Annotated in this window: 17 protein-coding genes; 11 read left to right on the top strand and 6 right to left on the bottom strand. The window is 35.9% G+C overall.

Features of this window, described 5'->3' with window-relative positions:
- Window positions 1-44 precede the first annotated feature (44 nt).
- The 5 genes from AC5YGG_RS00445 to AC5YGG_RS00425 all read left to right on the top strand — a co-directional run bounded on the left by AC5YGG_RS00445 (window position 45) and on the right by AC5YGG_RS00425 (window position 6,492).
- Window positions 45-1,439, top strand: a complete 1,395-nt coding sequence (locus tag AC5YGG_RS00445) for a leucine-rich repeat domain-containing protein (RefSeq protein ID WP_496142462.1) — start codon at window positions 45-47, stop codon at window positions 1,437-1,439.
- Between the two features lie 242 nt (window positions 1,440-1,681).
- Window positions 1,682-3,850, top strand: a complete 2,169-nt coding sequence (locus AC5YGG_RS00440) for a TonB-dependent siderophore receptor (RefSeq protein ID WP_496142461.1) — start codon at window positions 1,682-1,684, stop codon at window positions 3,848-3,850.
- An 18-nt stretch (window positions 3,851-3,868) separates the two neighbouring features.
- Window positions 3,869-4,486, top strand: a complete 618-nt coding sequence (locus AC5YGG_RS00435) for a hypothetical protein (protein WP_496142460.1) — start codon at window positions 3,869-3,871, stop codon at window positions 4,484-4,486.
- 155 nt (window positions 4,487-4,641) lie between these two features.
- Window positions 4,642-5,838 (top strand): PepSY-associated TM helix domain-containing protein, encoded by a 1,197-nt coding sequence (locus AC5YGG_RS00430; protein WP_496142459.1) that lies wholly within the window; start codon window positions 4,642-4,644, stop codon window positions 5,836-5,838.
- 150 nt (window positions 5,839-5,988) lie between these two features.
- A complete protein-coding gene (locus AC5YGG_RS00425) occupies window positions 5,989-6,492 on the top strand; it encodes a low affinity iron permease family protein (RefSeq protein ID WP_496142458.1) in 504 nt (167 codons plus the stop codon).
- Between the two features lie 29 nt (window positions 6,493-6,521).
- Here the strand turns inward: AC5YGG_RS00425 and AC5YGG_RS00420 are convergent, their stop codons facing one another.
- The 6 genes from AC5YGG_RS00420 to AC5YGG_RS00395 form a co-directional block, all read right to left on the bottom strand.
- A complete protein-coding gene (locus AC5YGG_RS00420) occupies window positions 6,522-9,266 on the bottom strand; it encodes a hypothetical protein (RefSeq protein WP_496142457.1) in 2,745 nt (914 codons plus the stop codon).
- Between the two features lie 100 nt (window positions 9,267-9,366).
- Entirely contained in the window at window positions 9,367-10,338 is a 972-nt protein-coding gene (locus AC5YGG_RS00415) for a hypothetical protein (protein ID WP_496142456.1), read from the bottom strand.
- A 140-nt stretch (window positions 10,339-10,478) separates the two neighbouring features.
- Entirely contained in the window at window positions 10,479-11,285 is an 807-nt protein-coding gene (locus AC5YGG_RS00410; RefSeq protein WP_496142455.1) for a hypothetical protein, read from the bottom strand.
- Window positions 11,286-11,293: 8 nt separating this feature from the next.
- Window positions 11,294-12,025, bottom strand: a complete 732-nt coding sequence (locus AC5YGG_RS00405; protein WP_496142454.1) for an MIP/aquaporin family protein — start codon at window positions 12,023-12,025, stop codon at window positions 11,294-11,296.
- Window positions 12,026-12,048: 23 nt separating this feature from the next.
- A complete protein-coding gene (glpK, locus tag AC5YGG_RS00400) occupies window positions 12,049-13,545 on the bottom strand; it encodes a glycerol kinase GlpK (RefSeq protein WP_496142453.1) in 1,497 nt (498 codons plus the stop codon).
- 10 nt (window positions 13,546-13,555) lie between these two features.
- The gene (locus tag AC5YGG_RS00395) at window positions 13,556-15,154 is read right to left on the bottom strand and encodes a glycerol-3-phosphate dehydrogenase/oxidase (RefSeq protein ID WP_496142452.1); all 1,599 of its coding nucleotides are present in this window, start codon (window positions 15,152-15,154) and stop codon (window positions 13,556-13,558) included.
- A gap of 116 nt (window positions 15,155-15,270) precedes the next feature.
- Between AC5YGG_RS00395 and AC5YGG_RS00390 the strand changes: the two genes are divergently transcribed.
- From AC5YGG_RS00390 to rpsS, 6 genes are all read left to right on the top strand, one after another.
- Window positions 15,271-16,032 carry a DeoR/GlpR family DNA-binding transcription regulator gene (locus AC5YGG_RS00390; RefSeq protein ID WP_496142451.1) on the top strand — a complete coding sequence of 254 codons (762 nt, stop codon included), beginning with the start codon at window positions 15,271-15,273 and terminating at the stop codon, window positions 16,030-16,032.
- Window positions 16,033-16,471: 439 nt separating this feature from the next.
- The gene (gene rplC, locus AC5YGG_RS00385) at window positions 16,472-17,098 is read left to right on the top strand and encodes a 50S ribosomal protein L3 (RefSeq protein ID WP_115973408.1); all 627 of its coding nucleotides are present in this window, start codon (window positions 16,472-16,474) and stop codon (window positions 17,096-17,098) included.
- Window positions 17,089-17,718, top strand: a complete 630-nt coding sequence (gene rplD, locus AC5YGG_RS00380) for a 50S ribosomal protein L4 (protein ID WP_105683332.1) — start codon at window positions 17,089-17,091, stop codon at window positions 17,716-17,718. Before rplC ends, rplD begins: the two co-directional genes overlap by 10 nt.
- 3 nt (window positions 17,719-17,721) lie before the next feature.
- A complete protein-coding gene (rplW, locus tag AC5YGG_RS00375; protein ID WP_045491154.1) occupies window positions 17,722-18,012 on the top strand; it encodes a 50S ribosomal protein L23 in 291 nt (96 codons plus the stop codon).
- A gap of 22 nt (window positions 18,013-18,034) precedes the next feature.
- On the top strand, window positions 18,035-18,856 hold the full coding sequence (gene rplB, locus AC5YGG_RS00370) for a 50S ribosomal protein L2 (protein WP_002983208.1): 822 nt from the start codon (window positions 18,035-18,037) through the stop codon (window positions 18,854-18,856).
- Between the two features lie 2 nt (window positions 18,857-18,858).
- Window positions 18,859-19,137 carry a 30S ribosomal protein S19 gene (gene rpsS, locus AC5YGG_RS00365; protein WP_002983209.1) on the top strand — a complete coding sequence of 93 codons (279 nt, stop codon included), beginning with the start codon at window positions 18,859-18,861 and terminating at the stop codon, window positions 19,135-19,137.
- The last annotated feature ends 2 nt before the right edge of the window (window positions 19,138-19,139 follow it).

Below are 19,139 nucleotides of genomic sequence, written 5' to 3'. Positions count from 1 at the left end.
TTTCAAAGTGATAAAGCCAATAACATAAAACAAAGACGATATATATGAGCAGAGAAGTTGAGCGAGTTGCAGAATCATATGGTATCAGCAAAGACAGTTACTACTACGAATCCAATAGTTCAGGAGAAGTTATTTCCTTAGAATTATATGAGCCGGAATATGATGAGCTTAGCGATGCTGACAGAGAAAGCCATTTAAAATTTGCAGGAACATTAAATAAACTTGAGAGACTTGAAATTTCATTCTATGATTATGAACTTTCTGATCTGAGTTTTCTTTCGAATTTAATAAACCTGAAAGAATTGTCATTAGATTGTAATTCACAATTCTCAAGCCTTGACGGATTCCTTCATTTAAAAGAACTTGAAGCCCTTTACATTCAGGGATCAAAAATGGAATCGATTGATGAAATACATATCTTTCATAAACTTGAATATTTAAATATTGGTTCTGGTAAGATTAAAGAGATAAGCTCTCTTGAGAAGCTTTCTAGTACTTTAAAAGGACTTTATTTAAGCGATAATGAGATTGAAGATATAACATGTATTACCTCATTATATCAACTGGAATATTTTCATGCATCCAAGAATCAGATTACCAATATTCCTGATGTAACAGCTCTAAAAGACCTTAAGGAAATAACATTAAATGATAATAAGATTAAATCTTTTGATGGCGTAAGTAATCTGAAAAACTTAAAGAAACTTGAAGCAAGTGATAACAAGGTTGAGAATATTGATATGCTTGGTAACCTTAGCGGAATAGAAGAACTTTATGTAAGGAATAATGTGATCTCAGATATCTCATGTCTTCCAAAGTTGACCCATCTTCTCAATCTCGATATTTCAGATAATAAAATTGTCTCTTTATCACCTTTAAATCATTTGAAAAAGTTATCTTTTTTAAGTTGTAATAACAATTCGGTCAAAGATTTCGATCAGGTGAAACTGAGCTCTCAGTTGAAGTTTCTCTATTTGAGTAATTGTGGGATTAAGGATCTCCAGTTTTTAAATAATCAGACTCAATTAAGTACTTTGTACCTGAATGATAATCATATTTCAGAATTCAATTCATTTAAAAATACGAAAGAGCTAAGACATTTATCTTTGGTAAATAATGATATTGAAAAGCCATTTTCCATTGAGTCATATCCTAATATTCATGTAGTAGATCTTTCCGGTAATAAGTTTGGTAATAAGAAGTTCATTCAAACTTCCGAAGCCGGTGCAGTAGGTACTATTAAAGAACTTACCAATTTGTACAGGAAACTTACTTCTGGAGAACTAAAGTCCGAGCCTCATAACACGGAACCGGATTTTGTATTTAGAAAATTAGAAAAAGATCATCAGCCTTTAGTGTCGGGTATTAGAATAATATTGATTGTGTTTCTCCTGATCATGGCGCTGCTAATGATTAAAATGCTGCTTGATCGAATTTAATAATCATCAATCAATAGAAAATCAAATTTACAAAGCTGTGAATTTGATTTTTTATTTTACTAGCTATTTTTTAATACAAAATGATAATGCTCAATACTAATATGAATATTTAGTAATATTTTAATCATAATTGTATTGATATTGATGATTTTGTATTTCATACAAGGACTAAGGTGACATATGTCACCTTACTTTATTTATTTAGAATTATTAAAAATAATAATTTTGTAAAAAATTATCAGATGAATAAAGTAGTATCCTTTTCTCTGCTTGTATTGGGTGGGGTTTTTGTAAATGCACAGAAAGCAAATGATTCAATTAAACATAAAAAAATTGATGAAGTAGAACTTTTTGGTGAAAGAAAAAAACAACCAGAAGGTCTTGAAGCAATAACAAGACTTCCCTTGAAAACCAGAGACCAAATCCAGAGTATTTCTGTAATTTCTTATAAGGTAATCGAAGATTTGGGAGGGCTTACTGTAACTGATGTTGCTAAGAACGTGCCGGGTGTTACTCAGTTTGGAAGTTATGGTGGTATTAGAGAAAGTATGTCTATAAGAGGGTACAGAGGAGTTCCTGTTTTAAAAAACGGAGTTCAGATGGATTCGGATTTCCGTACAGGTGCAATGCTTACGGATATGCAGGGGGTAGAAAGTATTCAGGTAATTAAAGGTTCTGCCGCAGTTACGCAGGGAATCGGAGATGGATTAGGTTCTGCAGGAGGTGTAATTAACGTTGTAACTAAGGTTCCTAAGTTTATCAATCAGACCAATGTAGGTTTCAGATATGGTAGCTGGGATTTTTACCGTCCTACTGTAGATTTTCAAAGAGTTCTGGATTCACAGGGAAAAGTAGCTGTAAGATTAAATGCGGCTTACCAAAACAATAATAGCTTCAGAAGGTTTGTGAATACAGATCGTATTTATGTAAACCCGTCTATTGCTATTCGTCCGGATGATAAAACGGAAATCGTAGTAGAAATGGATTACATGCATAATAATACTACACCGGACAGAGGAACTGTGAATCTTGCCAAAGGAAATGTAGAAGCTATTTATAATATGCCCGGAAGAAAGTTTCTTGGATTTTCTACAGATAATGCAAAGATTGAAACATTTAACTTCTCTACGACAGCAACAAGAAAACTTACTGAAAAGCTGAAATTAAGAGCCGCTTTTATGAGCTCTACATATCAGTCTGAAATAGTAGGAGCTGCCCTGGCTCCTTTGAAAAGAGATAATCCTACAGAATTCCGTAACAGAACATTAACAAGATCTGACAGAGAAGATTTAAATAAAGTATTCCAATTTGACTTTATCGGAAGCGATGTAATGACAGGATTTATGAAGCATACCTTCCAGGTTGGTTTTGATTGGAAAGAATCTAATGTTACTACCACTTCATATAAAGCAAAAGAGGTTGACCAGATCAACGTTTTAAACGAAATCAATAATATTCTTCCTAATGGAATCAATATAGACCCATCTACAGCTAATCCTGTGAATGCAGTAGCTCCTACAATGGGACTAATGGCTCAGGATGTTATTACTTTTAATAAATATGTAAAAGCACATTTAGGAGTTCGTTACAGCAGATTAATCGGTTCAGATAAGGAAAGAGATTTTGCCTGGAATCCTTCATTAGGTATTATGATCTCTCCGATTGAAAACATGAACATTTTTGGATCTTATACCAGCACAACTGCATTAAGAAACGCTAATAATCCGTTGGTAACAGGAGGCACCGTAGGAGCATCTACTACCAGACAGTGGGAAGCAGGAATCAAGTCAGACTGGCTTAATGAAAGATTGAGATTCAATGTTACATTCTTTGATATCAATACGGATAACTTATCATACGAAGTTTTGGGTAATAATGGTCAGGGAATCGGAAAATATGCTTTAGCCGGTGAATTGAAGAGAAAAGGAATGGAAGTGGAATTAATCGGTAAAATTCTTCCGAACCTTCAGGTGATGACAGGATGGGCGTATGTGGATGCTCAATACCAGGATAGCCCGTCATTTGTAAACGGTTCTGCTCCGATAAATACCCCAAAAAATTCAGCAAATGCATGGTTGAATTATAAATTTAATTCAGGTATTTTGGAAGGATTGGATGTGGGTGCCGGTATTTATCACGTAGGAACAAGACCGGTAGATGACCATAAACTGGATGTTATAATAGACAACGGACACGTAAACGGGACACAACCTGGTGAGAAACCATTTAAGATGCCTGATTATACTACTGTTGATGCACAGATTGGATATTCTTTCAAAAATGGAGTAGGGCTAAGAGGATTCTTCAATAATATTTTCAATGCTGTAGGTTATAATTCTTATTTCAGAGGAGGATACATTGATCAGATCCAACCAAGAAACTTTGCCGTACAGGTAAACTATAAATTCTAATCAGCAAAATCATCAGATATGAAAAGTGTAAAAACATTATTCTTAGCATTAGCTCTTGGAGCAGTTGTAATGTCATGTTCAGGAGACAAGAAGAAAGGAGTAGATTACAATCAGTTTAAAACCGAAGTAAAACTTACCCCTGAACAGGAAAAAAGTTTTGATGAGATCACTGCAAAATATCAGCAGTTACAGGAACAAAATTACCAGGCTGCCAAAGCACAGGGTGGGAATATGGACCGTGTTGCTTTAGGAATCAAAGGCGAAGAACTGAGAGCTCAGCAGGCTCTTGAAATGGCTAAAGTGCTTGATGCTCCGCAAATGGAGAAATTCAACAAATTTGTTGATGAAAACTCAAGAAAAAGACCAAGATACAATAACGAGCTGTTAGAAAGGATCAAAGCGGAAGCTCAACTTTCTGAAGACGAATTCAAAGTGGTAAACGCAGCAAACGATGCCTTCGAAAAAGCATTCAGCGATGCTCACGATGTATATCACGGGAATAATGATCTTGCAAAAGAATACTGGGAAAAATTTGATGCCCAAAGAAAAGCTGCTATTCAAAAAGCGTTAACACCTGAACATTATACAATCTTTGAAGAAATTGTAAAAGATGTTCAGTTCAAAGGACGTAAATAATCGATATTAATACCGGTGAAGGCAGAGAAGTATGTGGCAGATTGACACTTACTTTTTACCTGAATTCGTATTGACTTTTTTTAATTTATTCATATCAATTTAAAAACATTAAGACGGCAAAACTGTCTTAATGTTTTTTGCTGTTTATCCCAAAAATGAAAACATTGTTTAAAAGCCTTTACAGAAAAAAACGAAAGAATGAATCATTCATTAAATACATAATGTGGATTATTCATCTTTGGCTGGGACTTTTATCAAGCATCGTTGTTTTCGTGATGTGTCTTTCCGGATGTCTTTATTCATTCAAAAATCAGATTATTGATTTTAGTAATAGAGATAAAGTCTATATCAGTTCAGCATCTAACCATGTTAAAACTCCGGATCAGATTCAGGCAGAATTATTACAGCAGAATAAAGTAGTAACCTCCTTATTAATTCCGGATGATGCAGGAAGAAGCTATGTAATCGGTTACAAAGAAAATAATGTAGACCAAAGCACATATTATAATCAGTATACGGGACAAGTTCTTGGGCAGGCAGATGTAAGGTCAGGTAAATTTTTTGATGTTGTTCTTGATATTCACAGAAATCTGATGATGGGGACTGCAGGACGCCAGATTCTAGGGGCAGGAGTGCTGATGTTTTGTGTACTTTTGATTTCCGGGTTGATTCTTTGGTTGCCTAAAAAGCTGAAGTTTCTAAAACAGGGGCTAACAGTGATGCTTAAAGCAAAATTTCAGCGAGTGAATTATGATCTTCACAACACCCTTGGTTTTTATACTTTCATCATGCTGTTCTTCATTGCGGTTACCGGTTTATATGTTACCTATCCCTGGGTAAAGAATGGGCTGATCATGACTCTCGGAGGATCATCTATTGATAATATTTCAAAAGTTACTGATAACGGAGATGATGCATTTGGCGGACTTTTAGAAGATATGTTGGAGAAACAGGACGAAAAGAAAAATCTTAAAGACTCGGAATCTGCTTCCATTGATAAGATTTTAAAATTAGCAGACCAACATCTGCCTTATCGAGCCGTTACAAACATTGAACTGCCTAATAAAGACAACCCAAGATATGTTGTCATTAAAACCAATACTCAAAACTTTTTGGGAATGATGCTTCCCGATGAAGTAACTTTTGATAAAACAGGAATCTTTAAAACCAAAGAGCTTTTTTCAGATAAACCGCTGAACAAGCAATTCACATCTCTGGCAAAACCTTTGCATACGGGAGAAATCATGGGGTTACCCAGTATAATCCTTTATTTTATGGTTTCGCTTATTGGTTGTTCCTTGCCCATTACAGGCTTTCTGATCTGGTGGCACAGGTTTAGAAAGATGAAGTAGAAAATAAGATAGGAAGAGGAGAGAGGTTTATAACTAAAGCTTTCATCGCCCTTCCAGGCAGTGTCTTTGATCTTACTTTCTTTATATTCAATATTCTTACATTTTGTTCATGTTAATTTTATAAATTTATTATATCAAATCACGTGAACTATGGATCATAAGAATAAAAACCTATTTGAAAAATTTTCAAATTGGGCTGTAAAATTTACAGGAAGTCCTCATGCTTTTTTGGGAGCAATGGCAGTAGTAGTCATCTGGGCTGTATCCGGTCCTTTTTTTAATTACTCTGAAACCTGGCAGCTCGTTATCAATACCGGTACAACCATTATTACTTTTCTCATGGTTTTCCTCATCCAAAAAGCACAGAATAAAGATTCAAAGGCGATACAGATCAAGCTTAACGAAATCATTGCGGCTCATGAGAAGGCAAGCAACAGAATCGTGGATATTGAAGACCTTACAGAAGCAGAATTGGATCAACTTCATTGTTATTATGAAAACCTTGCGCAGTTTGCCAAAAAAGATGCAGATATACATACTTCCCACTCTATAGATGTCGCTCAGAGAAATCAGGATTATAAATATGAGTTCTTCAAAAGAAAGCATGAAGAATGGTTGCAAAAACAGGAACAACAAAAAAAGGAATCATTATGATTCCTTTTTATTGTATATAATATCATTCATTATCTCTTCATGAAATAGCTAAAGTAGCTGCAGCTTCCCATCAGGCTTTTCGTGATTTCAGCATCTGAATATTGATTTTTCAGTTGTGCAAAATAAGTTCTGTATTTCTGATTTTTCAGATCGTCCATCTGCTTTTGGCGGGCATCTTCTTTTTCAGACCATTTCGGATCAGAATAGTCAAAATCTTTTGGCGCTTTTGCTTCGTATTGATAATACTTTCCTTGCTCAGCACTTGCCATCTGGAACAGGATTCTTGCTTTTTCCTCCTTATTGGCTGAAAGTTTAAGAGCCTTTTGATAATAATTGATTGCGAGATCAAAATTATCAGGTTCAATATAAGAAGTATCTAGGAAGTTCTTATAATAATATTTGTAAGGGTTGCCCCTATCATTATTCCAGAAGTAATATTTTCCACCGTTGCTGTTGTCAATATCCATCACAAAAACATGTCGGTAATATCCCAGAATAGAAGTGTTGTATAGCAGGTTTCCGATCAGCTGATTGGCTCTTGCTGCCTTTTCATCATTGCCATTTCCAATCTTTTTAAGCTGGATCAGAATATTGGTCAATTCCAGTTTGTTCATTTTATCCTTGATGAAAGGGAAGTCGGTGTATCCTTCAGATTTCATAGATTCCGAATCAGGACTTTGGTAGCTTTCCCATACATTATGCCCGAATATGAGCCCAGGAATATTATTAAATCCATTGTATTCGGTAGAAGTATAATTCTTTGGAGTTACCACTTGCCCGTCTTTTTCAGTCCAATCATAATTTTCTCTTGGCACTCCGCCAAACTGCTGAGCCTTTTCGTAATATAATTTTGCCTTTTCAAAATCTGCAAGTCTCATTGCTCTGTCTCCGTAAATAGTATTGAAGAAAGCTTCAATATTAGTTACGCTCTTCATGTTTTTAGCAATGATCTGCTGTTCAAACTGAGTTTTATTCGGTTTTCTGTAGAAGTCTTCAACACTTTTTACAAGAGTTGAGTTAGGATTGTATTGCAGATCTGAAAGCTCATTGTTCATCAGAAAAGATTTCCCATCTTCACCCTGAAGGAGATAACGATTTGCCATAACGTCCTTAAGGAAGTCTGCTGTAGAAGGAGCATCCCCGTAATAGTCGTATTCACTATTAACATTTGCCGTATCTTTTTTTACCTCTTTTTCCACAAAATATTCAGCATAGTCTTTCATCATATGATCTTCAAAAGCAGCATCAATTTTCGGTTGAGAAACAATATCATTCAGAACTTTCATTCTTTTGATTTCTTCCAGATATTCGGGATTGGTTGTCTTGATCTCATTTAAGATTTCTGTACTTTCCTTATAATCTTTCTTTAAAAATTTAAGATAAGCATCTGCAATCTGCCAATATTCATCTTTAGATTTTTCTTTTGTTTTTGAAGTGAATTTTTCAAGAGCATCAAGATAATCTTTGGTATTATCATCATATCCGGCATATCCCGTCGTGTAGAATGGTATTCTGTTCGGGTTATTTAATAATTCATCATCACTCTGATCCGCTTTATTCTCGTTTCCGGATGCGTCAGATTTAGAACCGCCGAAAAGATTTTTAAAGAACCTTACAATTTTTTGCCAGAAAGAAACTTTTTCCTCCTTTACTTCTTTTACTTCTGTAGGTTTTTTATCTGTAGTGGTTTCCTTTGAAGCTTTGGTTTCAGTATTTCCTCTGTAGACAGACACTTTTCCATATGCATCCGAAGTATAATAATAAGTCGGAAGATAACTTCTTTCCAGCTCATTGATACTTCTTACCGCCATTACTTTTAATATTTCAGAATCAGGATTAATGTCGAACATCTTTTCCATAATAGGAATCGGGTTATTAAACTCTTCATATCCCAGAAGGAAATAAGCCATATTCTTTTCCTCATTCGTATGGGCTCTTTTCATGATATTACTGAAAGACGCCGTGTCTGAAAGCTTCATGGAAACAAAAGAAGATTCCTTTTTATCCTTTCTGTTCATGAATACCTGAAAGAAGTTCCAGTTGGCATCAGCATTCATTTCAAGCCCTCTCTGAGCACCCGCAAGCTGATCCAGAGCCATATAATATACGGTGCCTTTTAATTTAACAGGTTCAATATAAGTTTGGAAAGCCTGTAATGCGGCATCATAATTTCTGGTATAATGGTTCAGACGCACAAGCTGATATCCGTAACGTTGCTTGATTTCAGGATTTCTGGCAGCATTGTATAAAGACGTCAGTGCAGCAATAGTTTTATTATAATCAAGAGCTGTAGCATTTTTTCTGTTTTCATCTCTTCCATAGGAATAAAATGAATTCTCAGTTTCTACATAATTGATGCTCATATAAGGTTCTAAGTACTTAGCCTCAATTAAGTAATCAATTCCTTCCTTATACTTCTGATAAAAACCCGTACCCAGCTTTTGTAATAGAGGATGTGTAGGAGTTCCGTTTTTAAGAGCATTAAGATCATTCATGCTTAGCTTATACACCAGATTCTGAGTCTCCGAATAGTTAAGCTGATTATTGAAATATTTTTTCCATGCTTCAATATTATCATCAGGAATCAATGACGGATTGTAATTGTCATAGAACCTTGTAGAATAAGTGTGTAAAAAAGGAAGATAAGATTTATCCTTAATGATGCTCTGCGTAAAAAGATTGAAGTATTCATAATCCGGGTCAGACCACGCACAGGCGTCGGACTTTGTATAGAAAAGAGATACAACCGCAAGTGAAAGAATATACTTTTTCATAGGGTTTGTAGTGTTTTTTTAATTTTTTTATAATAGTTTGTCATTCGGGTGTGGATAGCAAGGTTTCAGTATACCAATGCTTTATGATCTGTTTTTATCTTTAAAATTTTCTATCTAACACAAATTTACTATCTAATTGATAATAAATAATATTAAAATGTGGTATTTTTTTCTGAAGGAATTGTACTACATCTTCCAGTTGTTCTTCGGAGATTTCTTCTACCTTTATTTTGAATCCTTTATTCAGGTAATTTCCAAAATAAAAACCATCTTTCAGGATCTGAACTTCGTGATCTGAGAGCTTTCTGAAGTTAGGGTTTTCAAGATCTTTTTTAGATAAAGCATTGATCAGTTTGTGCTTACCAAGATGATTCGTTATAATTCCCCATGAATAAATTGGCAAAGCAACCTCAATCTTTTTGACAGGATAGTCTTCCATTTTTGAAAGATAGCTTTTCAGGGTATTGACATCCAGAATAGAATTCTTGTCTGATTTTTCCAAAGGAGAAGAAGTGGAGTAGCACATCAGATATACCTTTTCAACCGGAGGAATTCCGGTTTGTTTTTTGTCTTTTACCTGATGAAGCCTCAAAGTACACGTGATGTTTTTTCCTGAAACCTTCTTGAGCTCTTTTAAAAACCTGAAATAATCATCGCGGGTTCCCGCTGTCCAGTCACAGTCAATTTGAATTTCATTATTGATTTTTAAATGATACTCTTCTGCTTTCTTTTGAACTAAATGATGAATACTTTCCGCCAGAAAACTGATTTCCTTCTGAGAAATGCCAAGCATTGTTTGATTGGTAATGAAAACAGTAGGTACAATCTGCTTCTCCGTTTGAAAGCTCTGATCTTTTGTAATTACGGCAACAGGCTGAAATTTTCCGCCTGCTTTATCAACATCAAAAAATCTTGTATACAAATAAGGAACAGGCGCCTGATCTAATATTTTTTTTTCATTCTGATCAAGCTTTAAATTCGTTTTCCAATAATAAAATGAGTAAGGATGATTCTCTTTCTTATTGCATGAAATAATAAAAAGCAAAACCCATAAAATCTTTAGTATTTTCATCCCTGTGTGGTGCATAATTGATTCTTCAAAGGTAAAGATATCTTTTGAACTCATAAATGGTGGAATCCCGGTAATTTTAGACAAATAAAAAACCACTCCCAAAAGAAGTGGCTTATCTATAATTTAGTTTAGAATTTGAATTAAAAAACTGTTGCAGCCAATTGAATTCTGGCATACTTATTAGACGGATTCCACATTGCCATCATAGAAACCGGTAAACTGTAATGCTCGGTAATCTTAATAGTTTTTACCGCTTTTACTCCTATATTAACGATATCAAAATTGTTTTTTCCGTTTCCATACAGGAAAGTATTCCCGTTCAATGAAAAGCCGGCACCTACAAAAGCATCCAGATTTACTTTCTGTCCGCTGATTACGGGATAGCTTGCCTGAACGTAAGTAGAATACCTGTTTTTCTTATAGCTTCCATCCGGTTCCAGAATAACTTCTCCAGCATTGGCTCCGCCATATAACATGATATCTGCCTCAATATTGATCGGAAAGGAGGGACCGAACGTATAATTGGTTCTTAAGTCGATAATATGTGCCGTTCTTCTCTGTGAATAACTGAAAATGTCATCCGCAGCAACCGCAGTATTGATGTTTCTTGAATTATAAAGATCCCATAACCCAATATAAAGACGTCCGTCAGAATACTGAACATAATAATTGATCTCCTTATAATGTGTATTGTCTTTGTCATCTGCCAGAGCAGAAGCACCCCAGATTCCTACTTTCCATTTCTTTTCTGCATCCAGAGCATAAGATAAATTTCCCATGACAACAGGTTTATCAGTAATGATCAATCCTCTCCATAAGTGGTTGTTCTGGATATTGGCTGTAAAATCCAGACGACTTTCTTTGGATTCCTTTTCTTTGCTTTCCTGAGAAAATAATCTTCCTGTGCTCAGAGCGATCAGGAAGATTCCTTTTAGTATTTTCATCATTTGTGCTTCTATTTTAATATCATGAATAGCCCTGCTGCAATTACAGCTCCTGTAATAGGTCCTATCACAGGAATCCATGCGTAGCTCCAGTCACTGCTGCCTTTTATGGGAAGAATAGCGTGCATAATTCTTGGTGCAAGATCCCTTGCAGGATTAATAGCATAGCCAGTAGTTCCACCTAAAGAAAGTCCTATTACCCAGACCAAAAATGCAACGGGTATAGCTCCTACAGTACCTAATCCTACTTTTGCGTTAGGGTCAGCCTGTAACGTGATGCTGGGATCCGAAATATAAAATATGACGAATACCAGAACAAAAGTTCCAATAATCTCACTGATAAGATTTGAAGAAACTTTCCTGATAGCCGGCGTTGTACTGAAACAGGCAAGCTTTGCTCCTTCATCATCCGTAATAGCGAAGTGGTCTTTATGAAATAACCAAACTAAAAACGCTCCTAACATTCCTCCAATCATCTGAGCTGCGATATAAGACGGAACCAAATCCCAGGAAAATTTTCCTGCAGCAGCTAAACCTATGGTTACTGCGGGATTCAGATGTGCTCCACTTATTGGTCCTGCAACGGTAACCCCAACAAATACGGCTAATGCCCAAGCGGTAGTAATAACGATCCATCCGGAATTGTTTCCTTTGGTATCCTTTAAGACAACATTGGCTACAACACCGTTGCCTAACAAAATTAGAAGCATCGTTCCGATCACTTCTGCGATAAATGGAGTCATATGTGTATTTTTAAGGTCAGTAATTAATCTTCTATCCAGCTTTGAGCACGAGATACTGCTTTGTTCCAGAAGTGAACCATGCTATCTACCTTTTCTCTTTCCAGTTTAGGGTGGAAATCTTTATCTACAATCCATTGAGCCTGGATCTCATCAATGTTTTTCCAGTATCCTACTGCCAGTCCTGCAAGATATGCAGCTCCCAATGCTGTAGTCTCAAGTGTTTTGGGTCTTGTAATTTTAAATCCGAATAGATCGGACTGTATCTGCATTAGAAGATCACTTGCCGAAGCTCCGCCATCTACTCTTAATTCAAGACTTGCTCTTCCGGAGTCTGCTTCCATAGATTTTACAATATCATAAACCTGGAAGGCAATTCCTTCAAGAGTAGCTCTTGCAATGTGTCCATCCGTAGTTCCGCGTGTAATTCCTACAATAGTTCCACGAGCATATTGATCCCAGTGAGGAGCTCCCAGCCCTGTAAGAGCAGGTACGAAATACACTCCGCCATTATCTTCAACAGATGCTGCAAGATCATTCACTTCATCAGAAGAATGAATCAGTTTAAGCCCGTCTCTCAACCATTGAATTGCTGCGCCTCCTACGAAAACACTTCCTTCCAATGCATAATTAACCTCTCCGTTGATTTTCCAGGCAACTGTAGTTAATAGGTTGTTTTTAGATGAAACAGCTTCTTTTCCAGTATTCATCAATAAGAAACATCCTGTTCCATAAGTGTTTTTCACCATTCCCGGTTCTATACACATTTGTCCAAAAAGAGCAGCCTGCTGATCACCTGCAATTCCAGCAATCGGAATTTTGGTAGAGAATAGGGTAGTAGCTGTTTCTCCGTATACCTCACTGCTTTGCTTCACTTCAGGAAGAATAGCTTTTGGAATATTAAATAATTCAAGAAGATTATTGTCCCACTCCAATGTGTGAATGTTTAGTAACATGGTTCTGCTTGCATTGGAAACATCTGTGATAAACATTTTTCCACGGGTTAATTTCCATACAAGCCATGTATCCACGGTTCCGAAACATAGTTTTCCAGCCTCTGCTTTTTCTCTGGCACCATTTACATTGTCAAGAATCCATTTTAATTTAGTTGCTGAAAAATAAGCATCCAATATCAGACCTGTTTTTTCTTTGATCATATCAGCATGTCCCTGTTCTCTCAGTTCATCACAATATTTAGATGTTCTGCGGTCCTGCCAAACGATAGCATTATAAATAGGTTCTCCGGTTTCTTTATCCCAAACAATAGTGGTTTCACGCTGGTTGGTAATTCCGATAGCTGCCACTTCTAATCCTGAAATCCCTGCTTTGGCAATAATTTCTGCGGCAACGGAGATCTGTGATGACCATATTTCGTTCGGGTCATGTTCTACCCAGCCCGGAGTAGGAAATATTTGTCTGAAATCTTTTTGAGATACATATTTTATTTCTCCGCTATGATTGAATAGGATCGCTCTTGAGGAAGTTGTCCCCTGATCTAAAGCGAGTATTAATTTTTCATTCATATATCGTGTATTAATTTAGGTTAATAACTTTAGGTGAATAAGGCGTTAATAAATATCCTTTTGCCAATTCTATAAATTCTTTTTCCTGCTGTTGAGCCCATTCCTCAGATTGTCCCTTTTCTTCAGCAATGATTCTTGCCACATTGTGCGCGCTGTCTATAGCAGCCCTTGCATCTAAGAATAACATACGTGCTCTTCTTGCAAGAACATCTTCAATGGTTTCTGCCATTTCATTTCGTACAGCCCATACTACTTCTGCTACAGTAAACGGATGATCAGGGTGTATTTTTTGAGCAAAACGTGGGTTGCTTTGCTGTAAAGCTTTTATAGCAGGAATATCAGATCCGTACACATATAAATGGTTTGTTCTGTCTACCTGCTCCGGTTTTATATTTCCGTGAATAGAAAGATGTTCAGTTTTAGAACTTGTATTCCCAAGATTATGAACCTGCATGGCTTTATCAATAGTATCTTCAGCCATTTTACGGTAAGTAGTCCATTTTCCTCCGATGATAGAAATTAATCCTGTGTTAGAAGCGATTACTTTGTGGCTTCGGGAAACTTCTTTTGTACTTTTGCTTCCATCTTTTGGAGCGGCAAGAGGACGAAGTCCGGCAAATACAGATTTTACATCCTCGCGGGTTGGTTTTTTAGATAGATATTGTCTTGCAGTATTTAAAACAAAATTGATTTCTTCTTCCAAAGCACGGGGCTCGAAACTTTCATCTTTTAAAAGAGTATCTGTAGTTCCTACCAAAGCTCTGTCATGCCAAGGCACAACGAATAAAACCCTTCCGTCTGAAGTTTTAGGAATCATAATGGCATCATCACTTTTCAGGAATGATTTATCCAATACAAGGTGAATTCCCTGGCTTGGAACCACAAGCTTACCATGCTTAGGATTATTCATATTAAGGATATCATTCGTGAAAACACCTGTTGCATTGATTACAACTTTTGCATAAAGCTGATATTGTTGTTTCGAAAACTGATCTTCTGCAACAACACCAATTACTTTATCCTTATCATCCTTTAGTAGATTAACTACTTTTACGTAGTTAACGGCACTTCCTCCTTTCTCAATAATCGTTTGGGTCAAATTGATCGCAAGTCTGGAATCGTCAAACTGACCGTCCTGGTAAACAACACCACTTGCTAAATGATTTTGTTCAATAGTAGGTAGTTTTTCAATAGTTTTTGCTTTGCTGATATATCTTGTTTTCCCTAAACTTAATTTTCCGGCAAGGAAATCATACACCGATAAGCCTATTTTATAATAGATTCCTCCCCACCAGGTATAATTAGGAATAATGAAAGACTGGTTTTTCACTATATGTGCGGCATTTTTTGCCAATAAACCTCTTTCCTTTAAAGCTTCTTTTACTAATCCTACATCTCCTTGTGCTAAATATCTTACTCCCCCATGTACCAATTTGGTACTTCTGCTGGAAGTAGCTTTCGCAAAATCATGAGATTCAATCAATAAAGTCTTGAATCCTCTGCTTACTGCGTCTAATGCTGAACCTAAACCACTGGCTCCTCCTCCTATGACAATAAAGTCCCATTCTTTTACATTGGTTAATTTACTTAGTTCTTCGTTTCGTTTCATAAATATTTCGTTTATGTTTCGTTTTCAAATATATAAATTAAAAATGAAAGCAAAAAGAAAATAAATGAAATTTTAATTTCTGAAAAAAAAACGGTAATTTTGAAGAAACGAATAAAATGGAGAAGCTAATACCAAGGCATGATGAAATATTAAAAGAGCTGGACGAAAAAGGACATGTTCTTGTTCAGGATTTATGCGAAAAACTGAATGTTTCTTCAGTTACGATTCGAAAGGATTTGAACTATCTCGAAAGTCTCGGGCTTCTTTTTAGAAATCATGGAGGGGCAAGTAAGCAGGTAAGATATGCTTATGAAAAAAATGTAGGAGAAAAAGAAAGTATCAATGTAGAGGCAAAACAGGCTATTGCCAAAGCTGCACTCCCTTTAATTCAGGAAAATGATTGTATCATTCTGGCGTCGGGAACTACCATGCATTATCTTGCAAGGATGCTGATGAATTTCGGTCCGCTTACCGTTTTGACATCTTCATTAAGGGTTGCTATAGAACTTTGCAATAATCCGAACATTAATGTCATACAGTTAGGAGGAGAGGTAAGGAAGAGTTCAACTTCTATTGTAGGCTCCATTTCAGAAGGAATTCTTAAGCAGTTTTCATGTAATACGCTTTTTCTGGGAGTAGATGGAATTGATCTGGAATTTGGCATCAGTACTTCTAATGCAGCAGAAGCTCATCTTAATCAGGTAATGATTGATTGTGCAGACAAAACAGTAGTTCTTGCGGACTCTTCTAAATTAAATAAAAAGGGGTTCGGCAAAATTGCTTCTCTCGATCAGGTAGATTATTTGATTACTGATAATGGCATTGCTACAGAAGATGAAGCTAAACTTGAAGAAATAGGAGTGAATGTGATGAAATAATTTTTTTACGTATGAATATAAAACCTGTGAGCGATCATAGGTTTTTGTTTTTTATGATCAATCGTTATCATCTTTCATTTGATCATCTATGTGAAGATTCTGTTTTCTCGTTAAAACATCGAAATGTTTCATTATCGTATAGTTATGGCACTTGTTTTGCTTCTTGCTGGTGGCTCTGAATTATTAAAATTAATGATTGGAGAAAAAAGTGCAGTTTTTATGATTGATTCATTTTAGTAAATCCCATTTTGTTTCCGAAAATGATCTAAATGATTAAAAATCAAAATATTTTAGTGTAAATATTTGTCAGTTACAAAATTATTCATAAATTTGCACACTCATTTTAGGAGCGTAGTGTGCCTATATCAAAAGTAGAAATCACTTCAGACTTCCGAAAAATGGGAGAAAATAAAGGATAAATTTTATTATAATATAAACAATGTCAGGTATTATTGGTAAAAAAATCGGTATGACATCTTTGTTTAACGAAGAAGGGAAAAACATTCCTTGTACAGTTATTCAAGCTGGTCCATGCTCGGTTTTACAGGTCAGAACCTTAGAAAAAGACGGTTATAAAGCTGTTCAATTAGGTTTCGATGACAAGAGTGAGAAGAACGTTGGTAAAGCGTTAGCTGGTCATTTTAAAAAGGCTGGTTCTGCTCCTAAAGCTAAATTAGTAGAATTCTACAGAGAATTCGTTGATGAAGTAAAAGTAGGAGAAGAAGTAAAAGTTGATTTATTCCTAGAAGGTGAATATGTTGACGTAACAGGAACTTCAAAAGGTAAAGGCTTCCAGGGTGTTGTTAAGAGACACGGATTTGGAGGTGTAATGCAGGCAACTCATGGTCAGCACAACAGACTTAGAGCTCCAGGTTCTATCGGTGCTGGTTCAGACCCTTCAAGAGTATTCAAAGGGATGAGAATGGCTGGAAGAATGGGAGGTAAGCAGGTAACTGTTCAAAACCTTCAAGTGTTAAAAGTTGATCAAGAACAAAATCTTTTAGTAGTAAAAGGTGCTGTTCCGGGAGCTAAAAATTCTTATGTAATTATCAGAAAATGGAACTAGTAGTATTAAATACATCAGGAAAAGAGACCGGAAGAAAAGTAACTCTAGACGAAACAGTATTCGGAATTGAGCCAAATCAGCACGCGGTTTACTTAGAAGTTAAACAGTACCTTGCTGCACAAAGACAAGGAACTCATAAAGCAAAAGAAAGAAGCGAAATTACTGCTTCTACTAAAAAGCTTAAGAAGCAAAAAGGATCAGGATCTGCTAGATATGGTGATATTAAATCTCCAACTTTCAGAGGTGGAGGTAGAGTATTCGGACCAAAACCAAGAGACTACAGATTCAAATTGAACAAAGCTCTTAAGAGATTAGCTAAAAAATCTGTTTTATCTCAAAAAATGAGAGACAACAGCATTAAAGTTTTAGAAGATGTGAGCTTTGACGCTCCTAAGACTAAAGATTTCATCAATGTATTAAACGCATTGGAACTTAACGGTAAAAAATCTTTATTCGTTCTTCCTGAAGCTAACAAGAATGTGTATTTATCTTCAAGAAACTTACCTAAAACTAAAGTAATGAACTTCAACGAGATCAGTTCTTACGATTTAGTGAACGCTGGTGAGATCATTTTCTTCGAAGGTGCAGTTGAAAAATTCCAGGAAAATTTAAAGAAATAAGTCATGTCAGTTATTATTAAACCAGTTATTTCAGAAAAGGCTAACTATCTTACAGATTTAAGAGGTACTTATTCTTTCTTAGTTAACCCTAAGGCGAATAAGATCGAGATCAAAAAGGCTGTTGAAGCAGCTTACGGTGTAAAAGTAGCAGACGTTAACACAATGATTTATGCTCCGAAGGTTTCTTCAAAATACACTAAAAAAGGTCTTCAAGTAGGAAAGACAAATAAATTGAAAAAAGCGGTAATCAAACTTGCTGAAGGTGAGGTTATCGATATTTTTGCTGTAAATTAATTATTAATTATAAATAATAGTAATGTCTGTTAGAAAATTAAAACCTATCACCCCGGGACAGAGATTCAGAATTGTAAACAATTTTGAGGAAATTACTACTAACAAGCCAGAGAAATCTCTAGTAGTTGGTATTAAAAAGTCAGGTGGACGTAACAATACAGGTAAAATGACCATGCGTTACACCGGAGGTGGACACAAAAAGAAATACAGAATTATTGACTTCAAAAGAAACAAAGCAAACGTTGAAGCAACTGTAAAATCTGTAGAATACGATCCAAACAGAACTGCATTTATCGCTTTATTAGAGTACGCAGACGGAGAGAAGAGATATATCATCGCTCCAAACGGTATCAAAGTTGATCAGAAAGTAGTTTCAGGTGAAAGCGTTGAACCAAATGTAGGGAACGCAATGAAGTTGAAAAACATTCCTTTAGGTACTGTTATTTCTTGTGTTGAAATGAAGCCTGGTCAAGGTGCAATTTTAGCAAGAAGTGCTGGTTCTTCAGCTCAATTAACTTCTAGAGATGGTAAATATGCAATCATCAAATTACCTTCAGGAGAATCAAGAATGATCCTTACTGAATGTATGGCAATGATTGGATCAGTTTCCAACTCAGATCACCAATTAACTGTATCAGGTAAGGCTGGTAGAAGCAGATGGTTAGGTAGAAGACCAAGAACAAGAGCGGTTGTAATGAACCCGGTTGATCACCCAATGGGAGGTGGTGAAGGACGTTCTTCAGGAGGTCACCCAAGATCTAGAAACGGTAAACCAGCTAAAGGTTACAAAACTAGAAAGAAAAACAAAGTGTCTAACCGTTACATCGTATCTAAAAGAAAATAATTATGGCAAGATCACTTAAGAAAGGACCGTTCATTCATCATACTTTAGATAAGAAGGTTCAGGCAAATATAGAGTCTGGTAAGAAGACAGTTATCAAAACTTGGTCTAGAGCATCTATGATCTCTCCGGACTTCGTAGGACAAACTATTGCTGTACACAATGGGAAATCTTTTATCCCAGTTTATGTTACAGAAAACATGGTTGGTCACAAGTTAGGCGAATTTTCTCCAACAAGATCTTTCAGAGGTCATGGTGGTAACAAAAACAAAGGAAGCAGATAATC

Source organism: Chryseobacterium sp. CS2K3 (assembly GCF_059515185.1).
The sequence above is the reverse complement of the archived record's forward strand: the minus strand, read 5'-3'. Positions and strand labels throughout refer to the sequence as shown.

Excerpts from the sequence above, each read along its gene's own strand:
- rplB (WP_002983208.1), top strand. The coding sequence starts at position 18,035 with ATGTCTGTTAGAAAATTAAAACCTATCACCCCGGGACAGAGATTCAGA.
- AC5YGG_RS00420 (WP_496142457.1), bottom strand. The coding sequence starts at position 9,266 with ATGAAAAAGTATATTCTTTCACTTGCGGTTGTATCTCTTTTCTATACA.
- AC5YGG_RS00395 (WP_496142452.1), bottom strand. The coding sequence starts at position 15,154 with ATGAAACGAAACGAAGAACTAAGTAAATTAACCAATGTAAAAGAATGG.
- rplC (WP_115973408.1), top strand. The coding sequence starts at position 16,472 with ATGTCAGGTATTATTGGTAAAAAAATCGGTATGACATCTTTGTTTAAC.
- rplW (WP_045491154.1), top strand. The coding sequence starts at position 17,722 with ATGTCAGTTATTATTAAACCAGTTATTTCAGAAAAGGCTAACTATCTT.
- rplD (WP_105683332.1), top strand. The coding sequence starts at position 17,089 with ATGGAACTAGTAGTATTAAATACATCAGGAAAAGAGACCGGAAGAAAA.
- glpK (WP_496142453.1), bottom strand. The coding sequence starts at position 13,545 with ATGAATGAAAAATTAATACTCGCTTTAGATCAGGGGACAACTTCCTCA.
- rpsS (WP_002983209.1), top strand. The coding sequence starts at position 18,859 with ATGGCAAGATCACTTAAGAAAGGACCGTTCATTCATCATACTTTAGAT.
- AC5YGG_RS00435 (WP_496142460.1), top strand. The coding sequence starts at position 3,869 with ATGAAAAGTGTAAAAACATTATTCTTAGCATTAGCTCTTGGAGCAGTT.
- AC5YGG_RS00440 (WP_496142461.1), top strand. The coding sequence starts at position 1,682 with ATGAATAAAGTAGTATCCTTTTCTCTGCTTGTATTGGGTGGGGTTTTT.
- AC5YGG_RS00410 (WP_496142455.1), bottom strand. The coding sequence starts at position 11,285 with ATGATGAAAATACTAAAAGGAATCTTCCTGATCGCTCTGAGCACAGGA.
- AC5YGG_RS00405 (WP_496142454.1), bottom strand. The coding sequence starts at position 12,025 with ATGACTCCATTTATCGCAGAAGTGATCGGAACGATGCTTCTAATTTTG.
- AC5YGG_RS00445 (WP_496142462.1), top strand. The coding sequence starts at position 45 with ATGAGCAGAGAAGTTGAGCGAGTTGCAGAATCATATGGTATCAGCAAA.
- AC5YGG_RS00430 (WP_496142459.1), top strand. The coding sequence starts at position 4,642 with ATGAAAACATTGTTTAAAAGCCTTTACAGAAAAAAACGAAAGAATGAA.
- AC5YGG_RS00425 (WP_496142458.1), top strand. The coding sequence starts at position 5,989 with ATGGATCATAAGAATAAAAACCTATTTGAAAAATTTTCAAATTGGGCT.
- AC5YGG_RS00390 (WP_496142451.1), top strand. The coding sequence starts at position 15,271 with ATGGAGAAGCTAATACCAAGGCATGATGAAATATTAAAAGAGCTGGAC.
- AC5YGG_RS00415 (WP_496142456.1), bottom strand. The coding sequence starts at position 10,338 with ATGAAAATACTAAAGATTTTATGGGTTTTGCTTTTTATTATTTCATGC.